The sequence below is a fragment of the Novacetimonas maltaceti genome, from assembly GCF_002906255.1.
Taxonomy (GTDB): Bacteria; Pseudomonadota; Alphaproteobacteria; order Acetobacterales; family Acetobacteraceae; genus Novacetimonas; species Novacetimonas maltaceti.
In genome coordinates this window covers 1-21,304 of the sequence record NZ_POTC01000021.1, presented here as the reverse complement: position 1 = coordinate 21,304, position 21,304 = coordinate 1, and the positions used below count along the sequence as shown (strand labels likewise).

Here is a 21,304-nt window from a genome sequence, read left to right as displayed (position 1 = left end):
ACAACACGCAAGCAGGGACGGTTTCACCCATGCCGCAAAAGGCAGGCGACGTGATCGAACAGGGCCTGCGCCTGCTGGCGCAGGGGCAGGCGCAGGCGGCGGGCGGGCATTTCCGCGCCATCCTGCGCCGGGATGCGGGCCATGCCGGCGCGCTGCACGGGATGGCCTGCGTCGTGCGCGCCTGCGGGCGTGACGACCTTGCCATCGGCCTGGCCGGCCGCGCGATCGAGATCGAGGGCGCGGCCCATTATTATGTGACACTGGCGCAGGCGCTGATGGCGCGCGGCCATGTGGTGCAGGCCCGCGCGGCGGTGAATGTCGCGCTCCTGAAGGCGCCGCGCGACCTGGCGGCCCGGGCGGTGCAGGCCCGCATTGCCGAGGAATCGCACGATTTCACCACGGCGGAGACCGCGCTGGCGCAGGCGATCGCCTGTGGCGGTGTCGATGCGTGGCGCCCGCGCGCGGACATGGCGCGGTTCCTGTGGCGCAGGAACCGCCGCCCCGATGCCCTGTCATGGATGCGCAAGGCCTTTGCCCTTGCCCCGGCGGAAGACAGGCTCCTGTTCCACGAACTGGTGGAGATGCTGCTTGGCTGTGGCGAAGTGGGCGAGGCACGCGTCAGTCTGGAGGCATGGCTGCGCCACCTGCCCGACGATGCGATGGCGGCAGGCAACCTTGGCGCCGTCCTGTTCACGCAGCGTGACTATGCCGCCGCCCTGCCATGGCTGCGCCGCTGCGTGGAGGCCATGCCGAATGCCGATGCGTGGAACAATCTGGGCCTGACCTTCATGGCGCTGGGCGACGTGGCGCGGGCGCGGCGGGCGCTGGGGCAGGCATGCGACCTGAGGCCGGGTGACGGGCGCATTGCCGCCAACCTCGCCACCGTGCTGGCGGAGCAGGGGGAAGACGCCCCCGCCGCCGCCCTGTGCCGCGCGGTGATGGAGGATGCGCGCACCGATGCGCAGACCCGCGCGCAGGCACGCTTCAACCTCGGCACGCTGCTGCTGGGGCAGGGGCGCATGGCCGAGGGGTGGGAGGCGTGGGAGGCACGGCATGCGCTGCTGCCGCCCGATACGACGCATTATCCCGTCCTGCCCCGCTGCACCCGCGCGATGCTGGCCGATGACAGGGGGACGACGGGGGAGCGGATCGTGGTCCAGGCCATGCAGGGCATGGGCGATACGATCCAGTTCCTGCGTTACGTGCCGATGCTGGCGCGGCGGCGGCGCGTGGTGCTGGTGCTGCCGCCCGCGCTGCATCGACTGGCGGGCAGCCTGCGGGACCGGACGGGGGCGTCGGTCGCCCGGCGTATGGAAATTATCGCCCCAAACGATGAATATCCTCGTGGAGTCGTGGCGCGGTGCGACCTGTTCAGCCTGCCGTACCTGCTGGGACTGGAAGGACTGCCACAGTCGGTGGGGGCCTATCTCGGTCCCGTGGGGATGCCGCGCGCGACGGGTGGCCTTCGCGTGGGGCTGTGCTGGTCGGGGAATGAACGCTACCGCTTCGACAGGCTCCGCTCGATCGGGGCGGAGCGGATGGCGATGCTGGCCGGGGTGGAGGGGGTGACGTTCGTCAGCCTCCAGCACGGGGCGGGGGATGCCGACCTGCCGTTCCCGATGGAAACGCCGTCAATGGGTGACGTGATGGATACGGCATGGGTCATCGCCACGCTGGATCTGGTGATCTGCGTCGATACGATGGTGGCGCACCTGGCCGGGGCGATGGGGCGGCCGGTCTGGCTGCTCAACCGTCATGGGGGTGACTGGCGCTGGTCCGCCGCACTCGATGGGGGGGAGGCATCGCCATGGGGGCGGCAGGGCAGTTGCTGGTATCCGCGCCTGCGGCAGTTCCGGCCCACGCAGGCCGCGCCCCCGCCCCATGCGTGGGACGGGGTGATGGAACAGGTCCGCGCCGCGCTGCACCAGTGGGCTGCCGCGCGGCGCGGCGTTGTCAGATCGTGACGGTGTCGAGCGCCGATGTCATGCTGGTCGCGTCGGCCTCCGCCTTCTGAAGCCCCGCAAGCAGCGTCTGGCGGATGGTTTCCAGCCGGGTCTTGTCCGTAATCTTCAGCCCGAACAGGTCCTTGACGTAGAAGACGTCAACCGCCCGCACGCCATAGGTCGTGATGTGGGCCGAGGCGATCTGCAGCTTCTGGTCGCTGATGGTCGCGGTGATGTCATGCAGCAGGCCGGGACGGTCGCGCCCGTTGATTTCGACCACCGTGCAGGCATTGGACGCGCGGTTGTCGATCACCACGCGCGGCGGCACATGGATGGCGCGCATGCGCCGCCCGCTGCCGCGCCGCCCGCAGGTCGCGATTTCCCTGTTGATGTTGAGTTGTCCCGACAGCGCCTGCTCCACCAGCATCGACAGGAGGGCCAACTGCTGCGGTTCCTCGAACGCCGCGCCATCGGCGTCCTGCACCCATAACGTATCAAGCGCCATGCCGTTGGTCATGGTGTGGATGCGCGCATCGACAATGGATGCGCCCGCAATGGCCACCGCGCCGGCAATGCGCGAAAACAGGCCCGGATGGTCGGCGGCATAGATCGTGACTTCTGTCACGCCCCGCGCCGGGATGGGCTGGGGTTCGACTGTCAGCGGGGAATCCCGGGCCTCGGACTCGGTAATCAGCTGGATGTGGCGGCGATGGGTGTCGCGGTCGAACGACAGCCAGTAACTGCCGTAACCCAGGCCCATGAAATGGGTGATGTCACTTTCGGGCAGGCCATCTTCGGCCAACCACTGCGCCGTCGCCGCCTTGGCGCGCGCGACGCGGACATCGCGTTCCGTCGTCGCCATGCTGCCTTCGAGCACTTCGGCCACGCGCATGTACAGTTCATTGAGCAGCGTCGCCTTCCACGCGTTCCACACGCGCGGGCCGACCGCGCGCATGTCCACGATCGTCAGCAGCAGCAGAAGGCGCAGGCGCTCGGGCGACTGGATGATGTCGGCAAGGTCGAGGATCGTCTTGGGATCGTCGATGTCGCGCTGGAACGCCGTGTGGCTGAGCAGCAGGTGGTGCAGCACCAGCCACGACACGGTCTCCGTCTCCTCGCTGTCCATGCCGAGTTCGGGGCAGACATGCAGCGCGATTTCCGACCCGATTTCCGAATGGTCCCCGCCACGTCCCTTGGCGATGTCATGCAGCAGGACCGCGACATACAGCGCCCGGCGCGAATGCAGGTTGCGCGCCAGTTCATAGGCCAGCGGGATCTCGTCCGCCATTGACCCGTGCTCCACGCGCTCAAGGATGCGCAGCGCGTCGATGATGTGCTCGTCCACCGTGAAGACATGATAGGTGTCGAACTGCATCTGCCCCACGACCCGCGACCAGTCGGGCAGCAGGCGTCCCATCAGGCCGGTTTCGTTGAGGATGTGCAGCCAGTAGGCGTTCCCCTTGCGCCGGCCTTCGTCCATCTGGTGGAAACTGGGAGCGTCATCGCCCTGCACGGCGGCAGGTGGCGTGCCTGCCGCGCCATGGCGGGAGCGTTCGGGCGGGGTGCCGCACATCAGGTCGAGGAAGATGGAAGACGCCTCCGCATTGCCGCGCAGGGTGGCGGCATGGCGTTCCCAGCGGATCATCTGCTGCATCGCCAGCGGGTGGATCGGCAGCTTGCGCTTCTTCGCCCAGGCCAGCAGGCGCATCATCTGGATCGGTTCATGTTCGAACGACGTGCCGCGTTCGGGCAGGATGCGCCCGTCCATCACGGTGAACCCGGCATCGCGCATCTGCGCATCGGCCTGCGGTGCGTTGGCGATGGGGCCAAGCGCCTGGCGCAGCACGGCAGGTTCCAGCACCAGTGTGAGGCGCATGACCTCGCGCACCGTCAGGAAGTAGTGGCGCATGAAACGCTCCACGCCCACCTGCCGGCCATGGCGGGTATAGCCCATCCGCCCGCCGACCACGGGCTGCATGTCGAAGGTCAGGCGCTCCTCCGCCCGGCCGGAGACGTAGTGCAGGTGGAAACGCACGCGCCACAGGAAATCCCACGACCGGCGCGCGCGCTTGGCCTCCTGCTCCGTCAGCAGGCCGAGCGCGCTGAAACCGGGCGCCAGCAGGTCGGAGACATGGCGCGTGCCGAACGTGTAGCGACACATCCAGTACAGCGTCTGCAGGTCGCGCAGGCCACCGCGCCCTTCCTTGACATTGGGTTCGACCAGATAGGGGCTGTCGCCGAAACGGTGGTGGCGCGCGGCGCGTTCACGCCGCTTGTCGGTGATGAAGCACGCAGCCCCCGCCGTGACGCAGGCGACGATGTAGCGGGCCTCGAACATCGCGAACAGGTTGGCATCCCCCGCCAGCAGCCGCGCGTCGAGCAGCGTGGTGCGCACGGTGGTGTCGGCCTCGGCCTCCGTGATGCATTCGTCGATGGTCCGCGTGGCATGCCCGACCTTCAGCCCGAGGTCCCACAGGAAATACAGGATGTATTCGACAACGCCGCGCACCTCCTCCGACGGTTCGTCGGGGGTCAGGAACAGCAGGTCGATATCGCTGAACGGTGCGAGCAGCCCACGCCCGTAACCGCCCGTCGCGGTGATGGCGAAGGTGATGTCCCCCTTCGCATGCGACTCGGCGCGGACGCTGAGGGTCGCGAATTCGCACAGCGTGCGGATCATGCCGTCGGTATAGCCTGCCAGCAGCTTGCCCGCGTCCGCGCCGCCCAGCCGGTGCGCCTCGAACTGTGTGCGCACATGGGACTGGAACCGCGCAAGGTGCCTGCGGAACAGGCTGATCGCCTCCTCCCGCGGGAGTTCCGGGGCATAGGGAGCGTTCAGTCCCAGCGCGTCGCGCAGGGCAAGGGTCATGTCCTCGACGGTGGAGGAGGCGTGGGCATGGCTCGGCATCGGGGTATGATCGGCGTCCTTTGGGGCGAATGGGCCGGACGAGTGTGCCGGTCTTTGCAGTTACGGGTCCAGATGTTCCTTACTGGAATGTAGGAGTTTTTTTAACCGGTAAAGGGCGTCAAGCGCCGCGCGCGGGGTCAGTTCGTCGGGATCGAGGGTGGTGACCATCTCGATCACTTTTTCCGGCAGCGCGGGCTTTTCCTCCTGCGGCGCGGGGGCGGCCGTGTCGATCCGCTCGAACAAAGGCAGGGCGGGGGCGGCGGCGTGACGTTCCTTTTCCAGCCCCGCAAGCAGCCGCCCCGCGCGGCGCACCACGGGTTCGGGCACCCCGGCAAGGCGTGCGACATGCACGCCCCAGCTACGCCGCGCGGTGCCGGGGATGACCTCGTGCTGGAAGATCACCTCGCCCTTCCACTCACGTACGCTCATGGTATGCGGCGACAGGCGCGGCAGGCTTTCGGCCAGTTCGGAAAGTTCGTGGAAATGGGTTGCGAATATGGCCCGGCACCGCAGCGTCGAGTGCATGGCTTCGAGCACCGCCCACGCGATCGCCAGCCCGTCGAGGGTCGCCGTCCCGCGCCCGATCTCGTCCACCACCACAAGGGAACGCGGCCCCGCCTGGTTGAGGATGGCTGCCGTTTCCGTCATTTCCACCATGAAGGTGGAACGCCCGCGCGCAAGGTCGTCCGACGCCCCCACGCGGGAAAACAGGCGATCGACAATGCCGATGCGCGCGGCCTTCGCGCAGACAGGCAGCCCCGCCTGCGCCAGGATGACCGCCAGCGCCGTCTGCCGCAGGAAGGTGGACTTGCCCGCCATGTTCGGCCCCGTCAGCAGCATGACGCGGCGGTCGGGCGACAGGTCGCAGCTGTTGGGGGTGAAGCGCGCGTCACGCGGCAGGGCGGCCTCCACCACCGGGTGGCGGCAGTCGGTCAGTTCGAACGTGGTGTCGTCGCTGATGGCGGCGCGGCACCATGTTCCCCCACCGGCGAGTTCGGCACACGACTGCACAATGTCGAGCACGGCCAGCGCGGAGGCGATGTCCGGCAGGGCAGGTTCGGCGAGGATGCGCTGCACCAGTTCGCCAAACAGCGCGCGTTCGCGTGTTGCCGCGCGTTCCGCCGCCTCGATGATGCGCTGGTCGAGGGCGACGAGGCGGTCGGTTGAGAACCGCGCGGCGCTGGCGGTGCCCTGGCGCAGGATCAGGTCCTCGCGGCCCTTGATGCGCGCGGAGGCCGCCGATGGCACCTCGATCACATAACCCAGTTGCGCATGGTGGCGGATCTTGAGGTTGGAGATGCCGAATTCGTCGGCATATTCCTGCTGCAGGGCCGCGATGATACGGCGGCTGCCATCGCGCAGTTCACGTTCGCCATCCAGTTCGGCGTCATATCCGGTGGCGATGACGCCCCCGTCCTCCAGCCGCGCGGGCAGGCTGTCGGACAGGGCGCGCGCCAGCAGGGCCTCAAGCTCCGTCGCCTTGTCGAGGTGGGCTGTGGCGCGGGCGACAAGGGCGGGGATGTCCGTGCTTTCGCGCACGATGCGCGCCACATGCCGCGCGGTGGACAGGGCGGTGCGGATGGCGGCGGCGTCGCGCGGCTGCCCCCGGCCCAGCGACAGCCGGCCCAGCGCGCGCGCCACGTCCGGGGCGGGGCGCAGCGCATCACGCAGGGACTGGCGCACCTGCGGCTTGTCCAGCAGCCACGTCCATGCGTCCTGCCGCGCGGTGATGCGCCCGCTTTCCGTCAGGGGGGCCGCGACCCATTCGCCAAGCATCCGGCTGCCTGCCGCGCTGACGGTGCGATCGACGGCGGCGAACAGGGTATGGGTGTTTTCCCCGTCGCGCGTGCGCAGCAGGTCGAGGCTGGCGCGCGTGGCCGGGTCAAGGCCAAGGACCTCGCTGCTGTCATGGGGCTGCGGGCGCGACAGGCGCGGCAGTTGCCCCGCCTGGCTGCGACGGATGTAGTCGATGGCGGTCGCGCCTGCCATCGCCTCGCCGTCGGAAAATGTGCCGAATGCGTCAAGGCTCGCCGCGCCGAAGGTTTCGGCCATGCGGCGGCGCGCGGCCTCGGCGTTCACGGGGATGACGGGTGGGGCGCGGCGGGCTGCGAAATCGCCCAGCGCGATATCGTCGGCGCACAGGATTTCCGCCGGGTCAAGGCGGCCCAGCAGGTCAAACAGCCCGTCGGGCGGGATGCTGGCGGTTTCGAACAGGCCGGTGGAAATGTCGATCCACGCAACACCCAGCCGCCCCGCGCCACGCTCTGCGACGATGCAGGCCAGAAGGTTCTGCCGCCCGGCCTCGAGCAGTTCGTCCTCCGTCAGGGTGCCGGGCGTCACCAGCCGCACGACCTCGCGCCGCAGGGGGCCTTTCGCAGCACCACGCCCCTTTCGCGGGGCCTCGGTCTGTTCGGCGACCGAGACGCGGAACCCCCGGCGGATCAGCCGCGCAAGGTAGGCGGGGGCGGCATGGACCGGCACGCCGCACATCGCGATCGGCGTGCCTGCATGCGTCCCGCGCGCCGTCAGCGAGATGTCGAGGGCCGCCGCCGCCGCCTCGGCATCGGCGAAGAACAGTTCGTAGAAATCGCCCATCCTGAAGAACAGCAGGGCTTCGGGATGCTCCGCCTTGAGGGCGAACCATTGCGCCATGGCCGGTGTGGCGCCTTCGGGGGAGGGGATGGTCATGGCATGGATGTGTAAAGAGGCCACAGGCGATTTTCCAGACCCCAAATCCCGATCAGGGTGAAAAGGGCGCCGGGGCTATTGCGTCCGGGCGCGCAGGCCCAGCCGCCGCGCAATGGCGGAGGCCACGCGCCCGCCATCCATCACGCCCGTCAGGTGCAGCCCCGCGCCATAGGTAACCGCCGCCACCACCATGACCGCGCCCAGGACCAGCGTCCGTGCCGTGCGGGTCATGTCCATCATCTGCCCTGCCGGCGTCCACTGGCACAGGGCCATGACGACCACCGCCATGATGGCGGTGCATGCGCTCATGCGTGAGAGGCGCGAGATCAGGTTTTCCGTAAGCCGCATCGCACCGCTGCGCAGCAGGATCGCGCCCAGCACGACCACGTTGACGATGGCGGCGAGGCTGCTGGCCAGTGGCGGGCCGACATGGGCCAGCGGGTGCATGAACATCAGGTTGAGCACGAGGTTGAGCGCAAGGGTGCCCAGCCCGATGATGACCGGGGTGCGGGTATCGCCACGGGCGAAAAACCCGGGGGAGAGCACCTTGACCATCACGAACGCCGGCAGCCCCAGCGCATAGGCACGCAGCGACTGCGCCGACATCACGGCATCATGGGCGGAAAACGACCCGTGCCCGAACAGCGTCATCATCACCGGGTCCGCGACAAGGATCAGCCCCAGCGTCGCGGGCAGCGTCAGGACCAGCGCATATTCGATGGCGCGGTTATGGATGGCGTGCGCGTCGTCCAGTTCGCCACGCGCAAGGTGGCGGGTCAGCACCGGCAGCAGCGTCGTTCCCGCCGCAGCGCCCAGCACGCCAAGAGGCAACTGGTTCACGCGGTCGGCGAAATACATCAGCGACACGCTGCCCGCCGGCAGCAGGGTGGCGATGATGGTGTCGATCATCAGGTTGATCTGCGTGATGCCGCTGCCCACCAGCCCCACCGCCATGCGCCCGAGCAGCAGGCGGATGCGCGGCGTTACGCACGGCACCACCGGGTGCAGCGTCATGCCCGCGCGGTGCAGCGCGAACAGCAGGATGGCGAACTGGATCACGCCCGACGCCGTCACCCCCCATGCGGCGGCGGGGGCCACGCCGCCGACATAGGGCGGCAGAAGCAGTATGGCGGCGATTCCCACGACGTTGAAGCTGACATACGCCGCCGCCGCTACGCCGAAATGGTGCATGCCGTTGAGCACGCCCGACACCAGCGCCGCCCCGCAGATCAGCACGAGGTAGGGGAAGGTGATGCGACTGAGCGAGACGGCGAGCGTGTCGCGCACCCCGTCATGGGCGAAGCCGGGGGCCAGCAGTCGCAGCACGCCGGGCATGAAGATTTCGCCCAGCACCATCAGCAGCGTCAGCCACGCAATCAGCACGCTCAGCGTCTCGTTGGCGAAGCGGCGGGCGGGTTCGCGCCCTTCCGTTGCCAGCAGGGAGGAGAACAGCGGCACGAACGCGGCGTTGAGCGCGCCTTCGCCAAACAGGCGGCGGAACATGTTGGGCAGGCGAAAGGCGATCTGGTAGGCGTCCTGGACCGGCCCCACCCCCATCAGCGCGGCCAGCAACTGGTCGCGCACAAGCCCGAGGATGCGGCTGAGCATGGTCCAGCCGCCAACCGTCAGGAACCCCCTAAGCACGTGCGCCGCACCCGTGGCCGCGCGGTGATGGCGCCATCAGTGGTCCATGACGGCGCGTTCGACCGCCATGCGGACCCGGCGTGATTCGGGCGAGGTGATGGACGAAAACCAGTTCACCAGCGTGCCGTCGCGCCCGATCAGGTATTTGTAGAAATTCCATCGTGGCCGCGCGAGGAAGCCGCCCTGCTGCGCCAGCCAGCGGAACAGCGGGATCGCCTGCGGCCCGCGCACGTGGCTTTTCGCCGCAAGCGGGAAGGTGACATGGTAGTTGCGTTCGCAGAATGCGCCGATTTCCTGCGCTGTGCCGGGTTCCTGCGCGCCGAAATCGTTAGACGGCACGCCAATCACCATCAGGTCATGGCTGCGCCATGTCGTCCACAGTCCCTGCAACCCCTCATACTGGGGGGTGAAGCCACATTTCGATGCCGTGTTGACAATCAGGATCGGCTTGCCACGCAGGGTGGAAAGGTCGATCGGCTCTCCGCTCAGGGCGGGCAACGTGAAGTCATACGCACAGGTCATGGGAATTGCTCGGGCTTGGAAGAGGGATGCGGCATGGCCAGGGGCCTTTGGGGATAGGCGAATATTCGCCCCCCGCAGTCAAGACCCCTGCCACGCGAAGGCAGGGGATTGCATGGGAGATCTGTGTAAAAGCCCCGTAACATGGCATGGCCGCGTCCGGCGGCGCCATGCGTCACGCGGTTGCGTGGAACTCCTGTCCTACCGGGCGGCTCATCAGGCGCGTGCGCGCGGCCGCAAGGTCGATCTCCCCCGCCAGCAGCATGGCCACGGTCTCGATGATCGGGACGCAGACCCCCCGTGCACGGGCGAGGGCAAGCAGAGCGGGCGCAGTGGTCACCCCTTCCACGACTCCGCCGCCCTGCGTCAGGGCCTGCTCCAGCGTCCTGCCCCGGCCCAGCGCCAGCCCCAGCGTGGAGTTGCGCGACGCCGCCCCCGTGCAGGTCAGGATCAGGTCCCCGATTCCCGCCAGTCCCGACAGCGTTTCCGCCCGGCCGCCCAGCGCATGCGACAGGCGGCCGAGTTCGGCAAGGCTGCGGGTGATCAGGGCGGCGCGCGCATTTTCGCCAAGTCCCGCGCCGATCGTCGCGCCTGCGGCGATGGCGATGACGTTTTTCGCCGCCCCCCCGACCTGCACCCCGGTGGGGTCGTCGCTGGCATACAGGCGGAATGACGGCGTCGTCAGCAGGTCGGCCAATGCGCGGGCCTGTCGCGCGTCGGCGCAGGCAAGGACGGAGGCGGCGGGCAGGCCACGGGCGATTTCGTGGGCGAAGTTCGGGCCGGACAGCACCCCGTGCGCCACGCCGGGATGGACCTGCGCCATGATTTCGGTTGGCAGCAGCCCGGTCGCAAGCTCGACCCCCTTGCAGCATGCGATCATCGGCGCGATCGGCGGCACCCGCGCGCACACGCCGCGCAGGTGCTGCGTCGGCACGGCAAGGAGAATCGCATCGGCGCGTACCGGCATTTCGGTGGACAGGGTGACGCGATCAGGCAGCGGCGCGTCAGGCAGGCGCGACAGGGTGCGCGTGTCCGGCAGCGGTTCGGCCCGGCGCGCCCACAGGTGCACATGCCCGCCCGCCCGCGCCGCCTGTATGGCAAGCGCGATGCCCCATGCCCCCGCGCCGATGACGGCGATATGCGCGCTGTTCATGCCCGTGTGCTCCTGTCGTGGCGTATCATGACCGCACTGGCATGCGCCTGAACGTGGCCCCCATGCAAGCGTGGAGAAACCGGCCCGGCCGGACGTGTCTCAGGCGGTGACGCCGGCCGGGGCGAAGCGCGCGGCCATGTCCGACAGCGGCCAGCGCGGGCGCGGGCGCAGGGCGATGTCGTCGGGGATGGGCAGGTTGCGGGACGCCGCCTCTCGCATCGTCTCGATCGCGGCCCAGGCCACCATGACCGCATTGTCCGTGCACAGCCGCAGCGGCGGGGCCGCGAACGGCAGGCCACGCGCCTGCGCGATGCCGGTCAGGCGCGCGCGCAGGGCCGTATTCGCAGCCACCCCGCCCGCCGCGACCAGTCCGCGCGCATCGGGCATCATGTCCAGCGCATGTTCGATTCGGTCGGCCACGATATCGCTGACCGCCATCTGGAAACTCGCCGCCAGTCCCGCCGCGACGTCATGTGGCAGGGCCGCGCGGTCATGGGGGGCAAGTTTCTGCGCCACCGCCGTTTTCAGGCCGGAAAAGGAGAAATCGCATCCCGCCCGCCCCATCAGCGGGCGCGGCAGGGCAAAGGCGGTCGGGTCGCCCTGCCGCGCCAGGGCCTCGACCGCCGGGCCGCCGGGCCAGCCAAGGCCGAGCATCTTGGCCACCTTGTCAAACGCCTCGCCCGCCGCGTCGTCGATCGTGCCCCCCAGCCTGCGGTACCGGCCCACGCCCTCGACCGCGATGCACTGGCAATGCCCGCCGGAGACCAGCAGCAGGAGGTAGGGGAACGGCGCGCCGTCGGGCGTGATGCCGGGCAGGCGGGCCGTCAGGGCATGGGCCTCGATATGGTTGACGGCAATGAACGGGCGACCCACCGCAAGGGCGAGGCCCTTGGCGAAGTTCGCGCCAACGATCAGCCCCCCGATCAGGCCGGGGCCACAGCTTGCGGCAACCGCGCCGACATCGCCCGGCCGCATCCCGGCCCGGTCCAGCACGTCGCGCACCAGCGCGGGCAGCGCGCCAAGGTGCGCGCGGGCGGCAATTTCGGGCACGACCCCGCCGAATGGCACATGGCCGGATTGCGTTAATGTCGCCTCTGCCATGATGGTGCCGTCGGCGGCCACGATGGCGCAGGCCGTGTCATCGCAGGAAGATTCAATCGCCAGCACGGGTGATGGCAGGTCGGGTGCGGGGGCTGGGCGCTGGCTCATCGTGCAAAATACCGTCCGTTCGGGGCGAATGTCATCTTTCCTTTATCGCGATGGGGTAATAGACACGCGATATGGATTTCGCAAAGTCTTCCGCCCCCGCTCCGTCGTCCGCGCTGCAGAAAGTCGCGGCCGAGGCCGCTGCACGCCAGCGAAAGGACGCCCCCCGCGCCGAACCGCACCGCCGGCAGTTGCCGCTGAAGGTGGGAACGCGCGCGTCCCCGCTTGCGCTCGTGCAGACGCGCGCGTTCCTGACGGTGCTGACGCGCTTCTGCCCGGTCCTGCGCGACATGGGCGCGTTCCAGGAACACCAGATCAGCACCACGGGTGACCAGGTGCTGAACCGCAAGCTGGCGGAAATCGGCGGCAAGGGGCTGTTCGCCAAGGAAATTCATGAAGCCCTGCTCGACGGGCGGATCGATTTCGCGGTCCACAGCCTCAAGGACCTGGAGACGACGCTGCCGCCGGGTCTGGTGCTGGCATGCACCCTGCGGCGCGAGGACGCGCGCGATGTGCTGATCCTTGGCCCCGACTGCCCCACGCCCGACCCGATGGACCCATATTCCGCGCTGGCGCCCGGCGCGCTGGTGGGATGTGCGTCGGTCCGGCGGCAGGCGCAGATGCTGCATGTCCGTCCCGACCTGAGATTCGGCCTGCTGCGCGGCAATGTGCAGACGCGCCTCGACAAGCTGGCGGCGCGGCAGTGCGACGCCACCCTGCTGGCGCTGGCGGGTCTGCGCCGCCTCGGGATGGAGGACCGCGCCGACGTCATCCTCGATCCCACCATCATGGTGCCTGCCGCGGGGCAGGGGATCGTGGGTGTCACGGTGCGCGAAAGCGATGTCGAACTGCGCGAACTCCTCGCCGCGATCGAGGATTACGAGGCCCGGGCCGTCGCCACGGCGGAACGTGCGCTGCTTGCGGAACTGGACGGGTCGTGCCGCACGCCGATCGGCGGGTATGCGCGCCTGATCCCGGTGGTGGCCGGTGGCGCGCCGGAACTGCACCTGACGGGCCTTGTCGCGCGGGAGGACGGGACCTTCCTGCTCAAGCGCTCCATCAGTGGCGCGCCGTCGGATGCCGCGCGCCTTGGTCATGCGCTGGGCCGCAGCCTGCGGGCCGACAGTCCGCCGGACATCTTTGCCGAATAGGCACCACGCACCGGTGCGGGGCAGGGGGAGCGTGCTGGTAACGCGCCCGCCCCCCGGCCTTGCCGAAACGATGGCCGCCACTGTCGCACAGGGATGGTGCCCGGTTGCCGCCCCGATGCTGGACATCGTGTCGTGCCCGCTGGCGCACGGTGGCGCGGTCCCGCCGCAGGCCGTGGTCGTGACCAGCAGCCAGGCCATATCCGCCATTGCCCGGCCGGACCTTGTGAACATTCCCTGTTATGCCGTCGGGGCCGCGACCGCACGCCGTGCGCGTGCCGCCGGGTTCGCCCATGTGCATGTCGCGCCCGAAGGCACGGCGGAGGGACTGGGGCGGATGCTGCTGTCCTCTGCCGCCCCGTCGGCCGGGGTGCTCCTGCTGGCGATGGGGCAGGGATATGGCATGGACCTTGCGCACGGGTTGCGCGGCGCGGGGTTCCGGGTGCGGCGGCGCGTCGTCTATCGCGTGACGCAGCGCAGGCGGCTGCAGGCGGGGGCATGCGACGTGCTGCTGCAGGGGCATGCGGGGGCGGTGCTGTTTTATTCCCCACGCACGGTGCGGGCGTTCATGGATGCGCTGACCCCCGCGCTGCGTGCGGCGCTGGCGCAGGTGCGCGCCATCGTCATTTCCGAACGTACGGCCGATATGCTGGAAGCCGCGCAATGGAAGTCGGTGGAGGTCGCCCCCACCCCCGACAGCGCGGGGATGCTTTCCCGCCTTGGCGCGCGGGGTTGAAATTTTGCCGCATGCCCTGCAGGGCTGCAGGCCCCTGATCCATGGCCGGGTCCTGGCCTCCAAAGGGCAATGCCCTTTGGCGGGTTTCAGGGCGGCGCCCTGAAGAGGGCGCCCCGCGGCCGACCTTTCCCCGGACCGGGCGCACTATTCATGAAAAAAGCCCGGCGGGATGATCCGCCGGGCCTTTGCCATTACCGCAATGCGCTGCGCCGCCCTCAGGCGTGCCCGGCTGCCTGCGCGAAGGTGTTGCGCTTGTGCTGCCACAGCGCCGCGAAATCGATGGGCTGGAGCATGACGGGCGGGAAGCCGCCGTCGCGCGTCGCATTGCACAGGATGTTGCGCACGAACGGGAAGATCAGGTACGGCACCTGGATCATGAGGATCTGCTCAAGGATGTTTTCAGGCGCGCCCGTTACCGTCGCCAGCGCGGAGTAGGCCAGTTCGACAATGAACACCGGCCGGCCACCCGCAGGTGCGTCGGGGGTCACGGGCGGCAGCTTGGCCTCGATCTTCGTGATCAGCGTCACCTCATAGAGGGGCTGTTCGGGCGTGACCTGCCGTGTCACCACGTCGATGTCATACGAGATGGTGGGATTTTCCGTCTGCAGCTGCTGGAAGATCGCCGGGCCACCGGGAACCTCGAACGAGAGGTCCTTGATGTACTGCTTGTTGATGGTCATCGAGAACTGGGGAGCAGCCTGTCCCTCCTGCTGCTCGTCGGCGTCCTTCGGAAGGATGGAAGGCGTATCGGTCATGTGGCTCTGTATTCCCTGAAAACGGAAAGGGGAAGGAAAACGGGTGTTCCAAGCCGGTAGCATGCCTCCACGCGTTCGCCAACCGTGTCGCGTCGTGATGCAATTGCCGCGATATGCGCATTAAACGCTTCTGTCGCATTGTCTTGGCAGCAGGCGTTGCCTATGTTTGCCGAAGGATTTTTTTGACGGGCCGGGGTTCTCCCGCTCGCGGGTATGGACAGGCGGCATGGATTTTCTATTCGGGCATTTCCCCCTTGATCTGGTGTTCCTGGGGCTGATCGCCGTGTTTCTGGTGGTGCGCCTGCGGGGGATCCTCGGCAAGCGTGTCGGTGCCGAACCCGCCCCGCAGCCGATCCGTCCCGCCACCGCCCCCACACCGGTGATCGAGGGGACGCCCGAACCCGTGGCCCCCGCCACGACCTATGACATCCCGACCCCGGATACGCGCGTGGGGCAGGTGCTGTCCGCGATTGCCGCGCGCCAGCCGGGCTTTACGCCCGACAGCTTCATCAGGGAAGCCGAGGCCGCGTTCCGCCAGATCGTCCACGCCTATGCCGTGGGCGATGTCGAGACCCTGCGCCAGCACCTGACCGAAAGCACCTTCACCGCGTTCGAGGCGGCGATCGTCTCGCGCCAGCAGGCCCATGAAACCATGCGCAGCGAAATCCGCGACATCACCGACATGGCCATCACGGACGCGGAGCTTTCCCCCGATGCCAGCGTGCCGTACGCCCGCATTGAGGTGCGCATCGTGTCCGACCAGGTCAGCGTGACGCTGGACCAGAACGGGCAGCCCGTCGCGGGCGTGGATGCCGTGACCGAATTTTCGGATCTGTGGACGTTCGAACGTATCCTTGGCGTCGCGGTCGCCGGCGCGCAGTGGCGTCTTGGCGCCAGCCGCAGCGCCTGAGTTCCCGGCCCCCTTTCCAAGCAACACCCCAGCCAGAGACTGTTCCCGATTGATCATGAAGCCTGTACCTGTCGTTGTGTCGGCGCTGCTGCTGTGTGCGTGCCATAGCCTTGTCCCGCAGATGGGACTTCGAACCGCCCATGCCGCCCACCATGCCCATCACAGGTTTCCCGCCAAGACCAAGGCCATTTCATTTTCAAAGGTGCCGGGCTGGGATGCCGACGCGACGGCGCAGGCGCTTTCGGTGTTCGTGGAGGAATGTCACAAGCTCGGCTCCCTGCCTGCCGACAGCGCGCTTGGCGACACGGCGGGCCGCGCGGGCAGCCATGTGGGCGACTGGCTGGCGGCTTGTGATGCCGCGCGCAGGGTCGCCCCTGACAATGACGCCGCGGCGCGTGACTTCTTCCATGCCTGGTTCCAGCCCTATCGCATCGGCACGCCCGACCGGCAGGGCACGCTGTTCACCGGCTATTACGAACCGGAAATCCGCGGCTCGCTGAAACGTGGCGGGATCTACCAGACCCCGGTCTATCGCCGCCCAACCGACCTGCAGCGCGTGCGCGACGCGCAGGGCCACATGCAGACCGGCCGGTGGGAGGGCAGGAAATTCGTCCCCTATGCCACCCGGGCGCAGATTGATGGCGGGGCGCTTGCGCATCACAAGCTGGAACTGCTGTGGGTGGCCGATCCGGTGGACCTGTTCTTCATGCAGGTCCAGGGCGCGGGACGCGTGCGCCTGCCCAACGAGAAGGTCGTGCGCCTGAGCTTCGACGGGCATAACGGGCAGCCTTATGTCCCGCTGGGGCAGGTGATGGTGCGGCAGGGCTACCTTGAGGCGGGGCATGTCAGCCTGACGGCGATTCGTGGCTGGCTGGAGACGCATCCCGAACAGGCCCGCAGCGTGATGGAGGAGAACCCCAATTACGTCTTCTTCACCGAACTGCCGTCCGACACCACCGAAGTGGGAACGCCGGGTGCGCTGGGCGTGCCGCTGACACCGGGACGTTCGCTGGCGGTGGACCGCCATGCCATCCCGCTGGGCGCGCCGGTCTGGATCGATACGGCCGTCAACGCATCAGGCCATGTCGAAATGTGGAGGCGGCTGGGATTCGCCCAGGACCTGAGCCGTGACGTCAAGGGGACGGGCAGCGTGGACCTGTACCTCGGCTGGGGGCCGGAGGCGGCGCAGGATGCCGCGGCCCAGCATTCCGTTGGCCAACTGATCGTACTGCTGCCCCGCAAGGCCGCGAAGGATGCGCCCGATGGCAGGGACGCCGGGGATAACGCGTCCTGAGCGGTGATGGCCGGTCACGCGACAACAAGGGGTAGAGAGCCATGGCGGGGCGGTCCACCACCACGGCGGCCGGTCCACAGGGGGCCGTGCCGCCACGCACCATACGGTATCGCGAGGGCGTGCATCAGCTGGTGCGCGGCGACTGCCTGAAGGTCCTGCGCCGGATGCCGGCGGACAGTGTCGATGTCGTGGTGACGTCGCCGCCGTACAATATCGGCCTGCGCTACAGCACCTATAACGATACGCTGGATGAGCAGGGCTACCTTGACTGGATGGTGGCGATTGCACGCCAGGTCCGGCGCGTGCTGAAACCTGACGGGTCGTTCTTCCTCAACATCGCCGGGTCATCGGCGCAGCCGTGGCTTCCGTTCGAACTTGCGGTGCGTCTGCGCGCGCTGTTCGCGTTGCAGAACCATATCAGCTGGGTGAAGTCGATTTCGATCGGGACGGAGACGTTCGGCCATTTCAAGCCGGTCAACAGCCACCGCTACCTTCACCGCAACCACGAACACCTGTTCCACCTGACACATTCGGGCAATGTGAGCCTCCGGCGGCTTGAGGTCGGCGTGCCCTATATGGACAAGTCGAACATCGCGCGGCGTGGGCACAGCCAGGACCGGCGCTGCCGGGGGGATACGTGGTTCGTGCCCTATGAGACGGTGCAGGGCAAGGCGCAGAAATACAACCATCCCGGCACCTTTCCCATCAGCCTGCCGCAGATGTGCATCCGCCTGCATGGCCGTCCCGATGCGGTCGTGCTGGACCCCTTCATGGGGACGGGCACCACCATCGTCGCCGCCGTGCGCGAGGGCGCGCGTGGAATCGGCATCGACCTTGACAGCGGCTATGTCGCGATCGCGCGCGAACGCGTGCGCGCGGCCCTGTGTGAAAGCGGGGCGTAAGCGGCATTTCCTGTTATTGAATTTTTCACTCGTTTTCATTGAAACGATTATTTTGACAAATGCTCCGCCGATCGGTCAGAACATCCCCGAACACAGACGGGGGAATACAGGGACATGTCGGTAAGGAAGGCGATTCTGGGGATCGTGGCCGCCGGGGGCGTAGCGTATGGCGGCACTGTCGCCTATCTGACCCATTTCGATCATGAAACGGCACCTGCACCGGCAGGGGCGGGTGTCGATGCGGTTTCGGCCACGGCGCTGAATGTCCTGCGTGAGGCGCGGTGCGACTACTGCCACGCGGCCAAGGTGGAACTGCCGTTCTATTTCAAGGTGCCGGTGGCCAACCAGTTGATGAACCGCGACCGTGACCAGGGGCTGCGTCATTTCCGCGTCGAACCCGTGATCGAGGCGCTGCAGACCGGCAAGGTCCCCGGCGAGGAAGCCATGGCCCGGATCGAGGAAGTGGTGCGCCAGAACCGCATGCCGCCCTCGCTGTACCTGCTGATGCACTGGCATGCCCGCATGTCCACCGAACAGCGCGATGCCGTCCTGTCATGGATCGCGCAGGAACGGCGCGAACATTACGCAACACCGGGGGTCGCGTCGCGCTTTGCCGCCGAGCCGGTGCAGCCCGTGCCCGAATCCCTGCCCGTGGATGCGAACAAGGTGGCGCTGGGGCAGCGGTTGTTCTTTGAAAAGAAGCTGTCGGAAAATGGCGAGTTGAACTGCGCCAGCTGCCACAGCCTGCAGCATGCGGGCATGGATGGCCTGGTGACCGCGACGGGCATCTTTGGCCAGAAGGGGCCGATCAATGACCCGACGGTATTCAATGCCGCGCTGAACAGGAGCCAGTTCTGGAACGGGCGTGCAGCAACCCTGGCGGACCAGGCGGCCGGTCCGGTGATGAACCCGCTGGAAATGGGGTCGCATGACTGGAACGCCGTGGCCGACCGCCTGCGGGCCGACCCGACCTATGTCACGGATTTCCAGACCGCCTTCGGCAGCCCCGACATCAACCAGGACACGATCACGGCCGCGATTGCCGAATTCGAAAAGACGCTGCTGACGCCCGACAGCCGTTTCGACCAGTACCTGAAGGGTGATGACACCGCGCTCAACACGCAGGAAAAGCACGGCTACGAACTGTTCAAGACGATCGGCTGCTCCGGCTGTCATACCGGCGCGTCGATGGGCGGGCAGGCGTTCGAGGTCATGGGGCTGGAAGGGGATTACTTCGCCGCGCGTGGCGGTGCCCTGACCGATGCGGACAAGGGACGCTTCACCGTTACCCACCAGCAGCAGGACATGGAACGCTTCAAGGTGCCCAACCTGCGCAACGTGGCCCTGACGGCGCCGTATTTCCATGACGGCAGTGTCAAGACGCTTGATGGTGCGGTGCGGGAGATGGCGCGTTACCAGACGCCGGATCATGACATCTCCGACCAGGACGTGGCCGACATCGTCGCCTTCCTCAACACCCTGACGGGCAAGTACCAGGGGCAGACCCTGACGCTGGAACAGCCCGGAGCGCAGTAAGGGTCATTCCCCCTGCAATGACCGGTATCCTGCCGGTTCTGGCCCCGCCGCATCATGCGGCGGGGTTTTTTGATGCGGGCATGGCAGTATGTCATGATAAGGAACGGCGATAGGACCCTGTCCTGTCGTGTGGCGCATGTCGGACTGCTGCGCGTCATCATCTGCCGGGAAAACGGGAACAGCGGGCGCGGGAGGAAGGTCAAGGTGCGGCGGCGTCGGATACTCAATCAGGATGAGCAGGCGCTGTGGGCGGCCTTTACGCAGGATATTTCCCCCTTGCGCCCGGCCCGCGCCGCGCCGCGCGCGCCACTGTCGCCGCCGCCAGCCCCGGCGCAGGAAGGCGCGCCAGCCCCCAGGGTCGCCGCACCCGCCGATGGTATCCGTCGCCTCAACCCGCCCGGCCTGCACCAGCGATCCCCCCATGGCCGGACGGACCATGACCGCGCGCTTGAAATCGGGGTCCGGCGTCCCGGCCTTGATGATACAAGCTGGCGGGGACTGGTCAGTGGCCGACTGCGCCCGCAGCGGCGGCTGGACCTGCATGGGCAGATCGCGCAGACGGCGTTCTACCGGCTGCATACCTTCCTGCTGCAGGCGCGCGCCGACAATGTGCGGTGTGTGGAAATCATCACCGGGCTGGGCAGTGGCGTCAATGGCGGCATCCTGCGCCGTGAACTGCCGCTGTGGCTGGGGCGTGCCGACCTGCGGCGCTTCATCCTTGCGGTGGTGCATCCGCACGCGGCCAACCAGGGCGCGGTTCGGGTGCTGCTGCGACGGCAGTCGCGCGCCTGAGGGACTGTTTTGAATGCTTGAAGGGCTGCCTTGTTTGCAAAAAGGCGGCGTTCTTTGAAGCGTTTATGATTTCAGTGGACCGAAAGTAGCGGCTTTCAACCCATCCGCCAGTCGGGCAGGTGGGTCGAAAGCCAGCGCCGCAGCGCCATGATGGAGGTCACGTCGCCCGCCATCTGCCGGTAGGGTGCGGCGCATGCCTCGGCATCAAGCAACTGGCGTCCCGTGCCGCTGGCCATGGCGCGGATGTCCGTGCCGTCGATGGCAAGGTCGGTGGCGTGGCGCCATTCCGCGACCAGGGGCGGCGGGGTGAGCATCGGCAGCACCAGCCCGATATCCAGCGATGCGGCCCCGGCCAGCGCCGTCCACGCGGCATAGAGCAGCGTGGACAGGGCCGAATGGTTTTCGCGCATCAGCACGTCACGCATGCACGGCACGTGCTGCCCGCCAACCTCGATCGCCACGCTGTCGGTCAGGGTAAAGAGCGCGCGATAGCCATCGCGTGACAGCGCCTCGATCGCCGTGCGTGTTTCGGGCGATCCCTGCGGGTCGAGGATCTGGATCACGTCAACCTGGTTGTCCCGCAGCGCCGTGATGGCATCCGTCACGCTGGCAAGGCCGGGAACCGGGATGGGACGCAGGCCGAACAGCGTCATGCCAAGGACGGTTGGCAGTTCGATTCCCGTCAGGGTGGAGACCGCGATGCGCACCGGGCGATCGCGCATGAAATTTTCAAGGTTGTGGTGCAACTGCGCCCGCCCGATCACCACTGGCGAGAGCAGGCTGAAGAACAGCGGCAGCCAGCGTGTGTAGTCGAAATGGATGCGCGGCGCGCCCGACAGCGCGGCGACCAGTGCCGCCCCCGGCACCGCCAGCGCGGTGGTGCCGTCGGGCGGGGTCTGGGTATCGAACAGGTTGGCCGCCGTGACCCCGTCCTGCCCCACGGTCATGCGGGTTGAAACCACCTGCCCATGGCCAAAGGCGCGTTCGAGTTCCGGGGCCAGCACGCTGCCCCACCGTCCGGCCGGGCTGCCCCTGTCCCCGCCAAGCAGCAGTTGCGGGTTGGTGACGGACTGCGCCTGCACCGGCAGCCGCTTGGGTGGCAGTTCCGACGCCCCCGCCCGCCCCGCCAGTGCTGCCGCCCCGAAGGGCAGCGCCGCCAGCAGGAAATCC

At 67.9% G+C, this 21,304-nt stretch carries 16 protein-coding genes; 8 read left to right on the top strand and 8 right to left on the bottom strand.

Annotated features, from left to right (window positions below):
• Positions 1 to 29 precede the first annotated feature (29 nt).
• Positions 30 to 1,964: a tetratricopeptide repeat protein gene (locus tag KMAL_RS08945; RefSeq protein WP_146044188.1), complete on the top strand. Its 1,935-nt coding sequence runs from the start codon at positions 30 to 32 to the stop codon at positions 1,962 to 1,964.
• Here KMAL_RS08945 and KMAL_RS08940 read toward each other — a convergent pair.
• The 6 genes from KMAL_RS08940 to tsaD all read right to left on the bottom strand — a co-directional run bounded on the left by KMAL_RS08940 (position 1,954) and on the right by tsaD (position 12,064).
• Positions 1,954 to 4,851 (bottom strand): [protein-PII] uridylyltransferase, encoded by a 2,898-nt coding sequence (locus KMAL_RS08940; protein ID WP_110095365.1) that lies wholly within the window; start codon positions 4,849 to 4,851, stop codon positions 1,954 to 1,956. The genes KMAL_RS08945 and KMAL_RS08940 overlap by 11 nt on opposite strands.
• Positions 4,852 to 4,911: 60 nt before the next feature.
• Positions 4,912 to 7,539, bottom strand: coding sequence for a DNA mismatch repair protein MutS (gene mutS / locus KMAL_RS08935; RefSeq protein ID WP_110095364.1), 2,628 nt, complete (start codon positions 7,537 to 7,539; stop codon positions 4,912 to 4,914).
• A 75-nt stretch (positions 7,540 to 7,614) separates the two neighbouring features.
• Entirely contained in the window at positions 7,615 to 9,183 is a 1,569-nt protein-coding gene (murJ, locus tag KMAL_RS08930) for a murein biosynthesis integral membrane protein MurJ (RefSeq protein WP_110095363.1), read from the bottom strand.
• 36 nt (positions 9,184 to 9,219) lie between these two features.
• The gene (locus tag KMAL_RS08925; protein WP_110095362.1) at positions 9,220 to 9,705 is read right to left on the bottom strand and encodes a glutathione peroxidase; all 486 of its coding nucleotides are present in this window, start codon (positions 9,703 to 9,705) and stop codon (positions 9,220 to 9,222) included.
• A 172-nt stretch (positions 9,706 to 9,877) separates the two neighbouring features.
• Positions 9,878 to 10,855 (bottom strand): NAD(P)H-dependent glycerol-3-phosphate dehydrogenase, encoded by a 978-nt coding sequence (locus KMAL_RS08920; RefSeq protein WP_110095361.1) that lies wholly within the window; start codon positions 10,853 to 10,855, stop codon positions 9,878 to 9,880.
• A 99-nt stretch (positions 10,856 to 10,954) separates the two neighbouring features.
• Positions 10,955 to 12,064, bottom strand: coding sequence for a tRNA (adenosine(37)-N6)-threonylcarbamoyltransferase complex transferase subunit TsaD (tsaD, locus tag KMAL_RS08915; protein ID WP_110095360.1), 1,110 nt, complete (start codon positions 12,062 to 12,064; stop codon positions 10,955 to 10,957).
• Between the two features lie 71 nt (positions 12,065 to 12,135).
• Here tsaD and hemC point away from each other — a divergent pair, with 71 nt between their 5' ends.
• The gene (hemC, locus tag KMAL_RS08910; RefSeq protein ID WP_110095359.1) at positions 12,136 to 13,212 is read left to right on the top strand and encodes a hydroxymethylbilane synthase; all 1,077 of its coding nucleotides are present in this window, start codon (positions 12,136 to 12,138) and stop codon (positions 13,210 to 13,212) included.
• Between the two features lie 31 nt (positions 13,213 to 13,243).
• Positions 13,244 to 13,945 carry a uroporphyrinogen-III synthase gene (locus tag KMAL_RS08905; protein WP_239020041.1) on the top strand — a complete coding sequence of 234 codons (702 nt, stop codon included), beginning with the start codon at positions 13,244 to 13,246 and terminating at the stop codon, positions 13,943 to 13,945.
• 215 nt (positions 13,946 to 14,160) lie between these two features.
• On the opposite strand, the gene secB is transcribed toward KMAL_RS08905, so the two are convergent.
• Complete coding sequence (gene secB / locus KMAL_RS08900) at positions 14,161 to 14,700, bottom strand: protein-export chaperone SecB (protein ID WP_110095358.1); 540 nt, start codon at positions 14,698 to 14,700, stop codon at positions 14,161 to 14,163.
• A gap of 226 nt (positions 14,701 to 14,926) precedes the next feature.
• On the opposite strand from secB, the gene KMAL_RS08895 reads away from it, so the two are divergent.
• From KMAL_RS08895 to KMAL_RS08875, 5 genes are all read left to right on the top strand, one after another.
• Positions 14,927 to 15,610: a Tim44/TimA family putative adaptor protein gene (locus KMAL_RS08895; RefSeq protein WP_110095390.1), complete on the top strand. Its 684-nt coding sequence runs from the start codon at positions 14,927 to 14,929 to the stop codon at positions 15,608 to 15,610.
• 55 nt (positions 15,611 to 15,665) lie between these two features.
• Positions 15,666 to 16,904, top strand: a complete 1,239-nt coding sequence (mltA, locus tag KMAL_RS08890) for a murein transglycosylase A (RefSeq protein WP_110095389.1) — start codon at positions 15,666 to 15,668, stop codon at positions 16,902 to 16,904.
• 41 nt (positions 16,905 to 16,945) lie between these two features.
• Positions 16,946 to 17,806, top strand: coding sequence for a DNA-methyltransferase (locus tag KMAL_RS08885; protein ID WP_110095357.1), 861 nt, complete (start codon positions 16,946 to 16,948; stop codon positions 17,804 to 17,806).
• A 114-nt stretch (positions 17,807 to 17,920) separates the two neighbouring features.
• Positions 17,921 to 19,342: a cytochrome-c peroxidase gene (locus KMAL_RS08880; RefSeq protein ID WP_180999782.1), complete on the top strand. Its 1,422-nt coding sequence runs from the start codon at positions 17,921 to 17,923 to the stop codon at positions 19,340 to 19,342.
• 204 nt (positions 19,343 to 19,546) lie between these two features.
• Positions 19,547 to 20,134: a Smr/MutS family protein gene (locus KMAL_RS08875; RefSeq protein ID WP_239020043.1), complete on the top strand. Its 588-nt coding sequence runs from the start codon at positions 19,547 to 19,549 to the stop codon at positions 20,132 to 20,134.
• Positions 20,135 to 20,229: 95 nt separating this feature from the next.
• Here KMAL_RS08875 and KMAL_RS08870 read toward each other — a convergent pair.
• A partial coding sequence (locus KMAL_RS08870) for a hypothetical protein (protein ID WP_408887909.1) occupies positions 20,230 to 21,304 on the bottom strand: 1,075 nt, incomplete at its 5' end.

Excerpts from the sequence above, each read along its gene's own strand:
- KMAL_RS08945 (WP_146044188.1), top strand. The coding sequence starts at position 30 with ATGCCGCAAAAGGCAGGCGACGTGATCGAACAGGGCCTGCGCCTGCTG.
- KMAL_RS08940 (WP_110095365.1), bottom strand. The coding sequence starts at position 4,851 with ATGCCGAGCCATGCCCACGCCTCCTCCACCGTCGAGGACATGACCCTT.
- mutS (WP_110095364.1), bottom strand. The coding sequence starts at position 7,539 with ATGACCATCCCCTCCCCCGAAGGCGCCACACCGGCCATGGCGCAATGG.
- KMAL_RS08925 (WP_110095362.1), bottom strand. The coding sequence starts at position 9,705 with ATGACCTGTGCGTATGACTTCACGTTGCCCGCCCTGAGCGGAGAGCCG.
- KMAL_RS08920 (WP_110095361.1), bottom strand. The coding sequence starts at position 10,855 with ATGAACAGCGCGCATATCGCCGTCATCGGCGCGGGGGCATGGGGCATC.
- tsaD (WP_110095360.1), bottom strand. The coding sequence starts at position 12,064 with ATGAGCCAGCGCCCAGCCCCCGCACCCGACCTGCCATCACCCGTGCTG.
- hemC (WP_110095359.1), top strand. The coding sequence starts at position 12,136 with ATGGATTTCGCAAAGTCTTCCGCCCCCGCTCCGTCGTCCGCGCTGCAG.
- secB (WP_110095358.1), bottom strand. The coding sequence starts at position 14,700 with ATGACCGATACGCCTTCCATCCTTCCGAAGGACGCCGACGAGCAGCAG.
- KMAL_RS08895 (WP_110095390.1), top strand. The coding sequence starts at position 14,927 with ATGGATTTTCTATTCGGGCATTTCCCCCTTGATCTGGTGTTCCTGGGG.
- mltA (WP_110095389.1), top strand. The coding sequence starts at position 15,666 with ATGAAGCCTGTACCTGTCGTTGTGTCGGCGCTGCTGCTGTGTGCGTGC.
- KMAL_RS08885 (WP_110095357.1), top strand. The coding sequence starts at position 16,946 with ATGGCGGGGCGGTCCACCACCACGGCGGCCGGTCCACAGGGGGCCGTG.
- KMAL_RS08880 (WP_180999782.1), top strand. The coding sequence starts at position 17,921 with ATGTCGGTAAGGAAGGCGATTCTGGGGATCGTGGCCGCCGGGGGCGTA.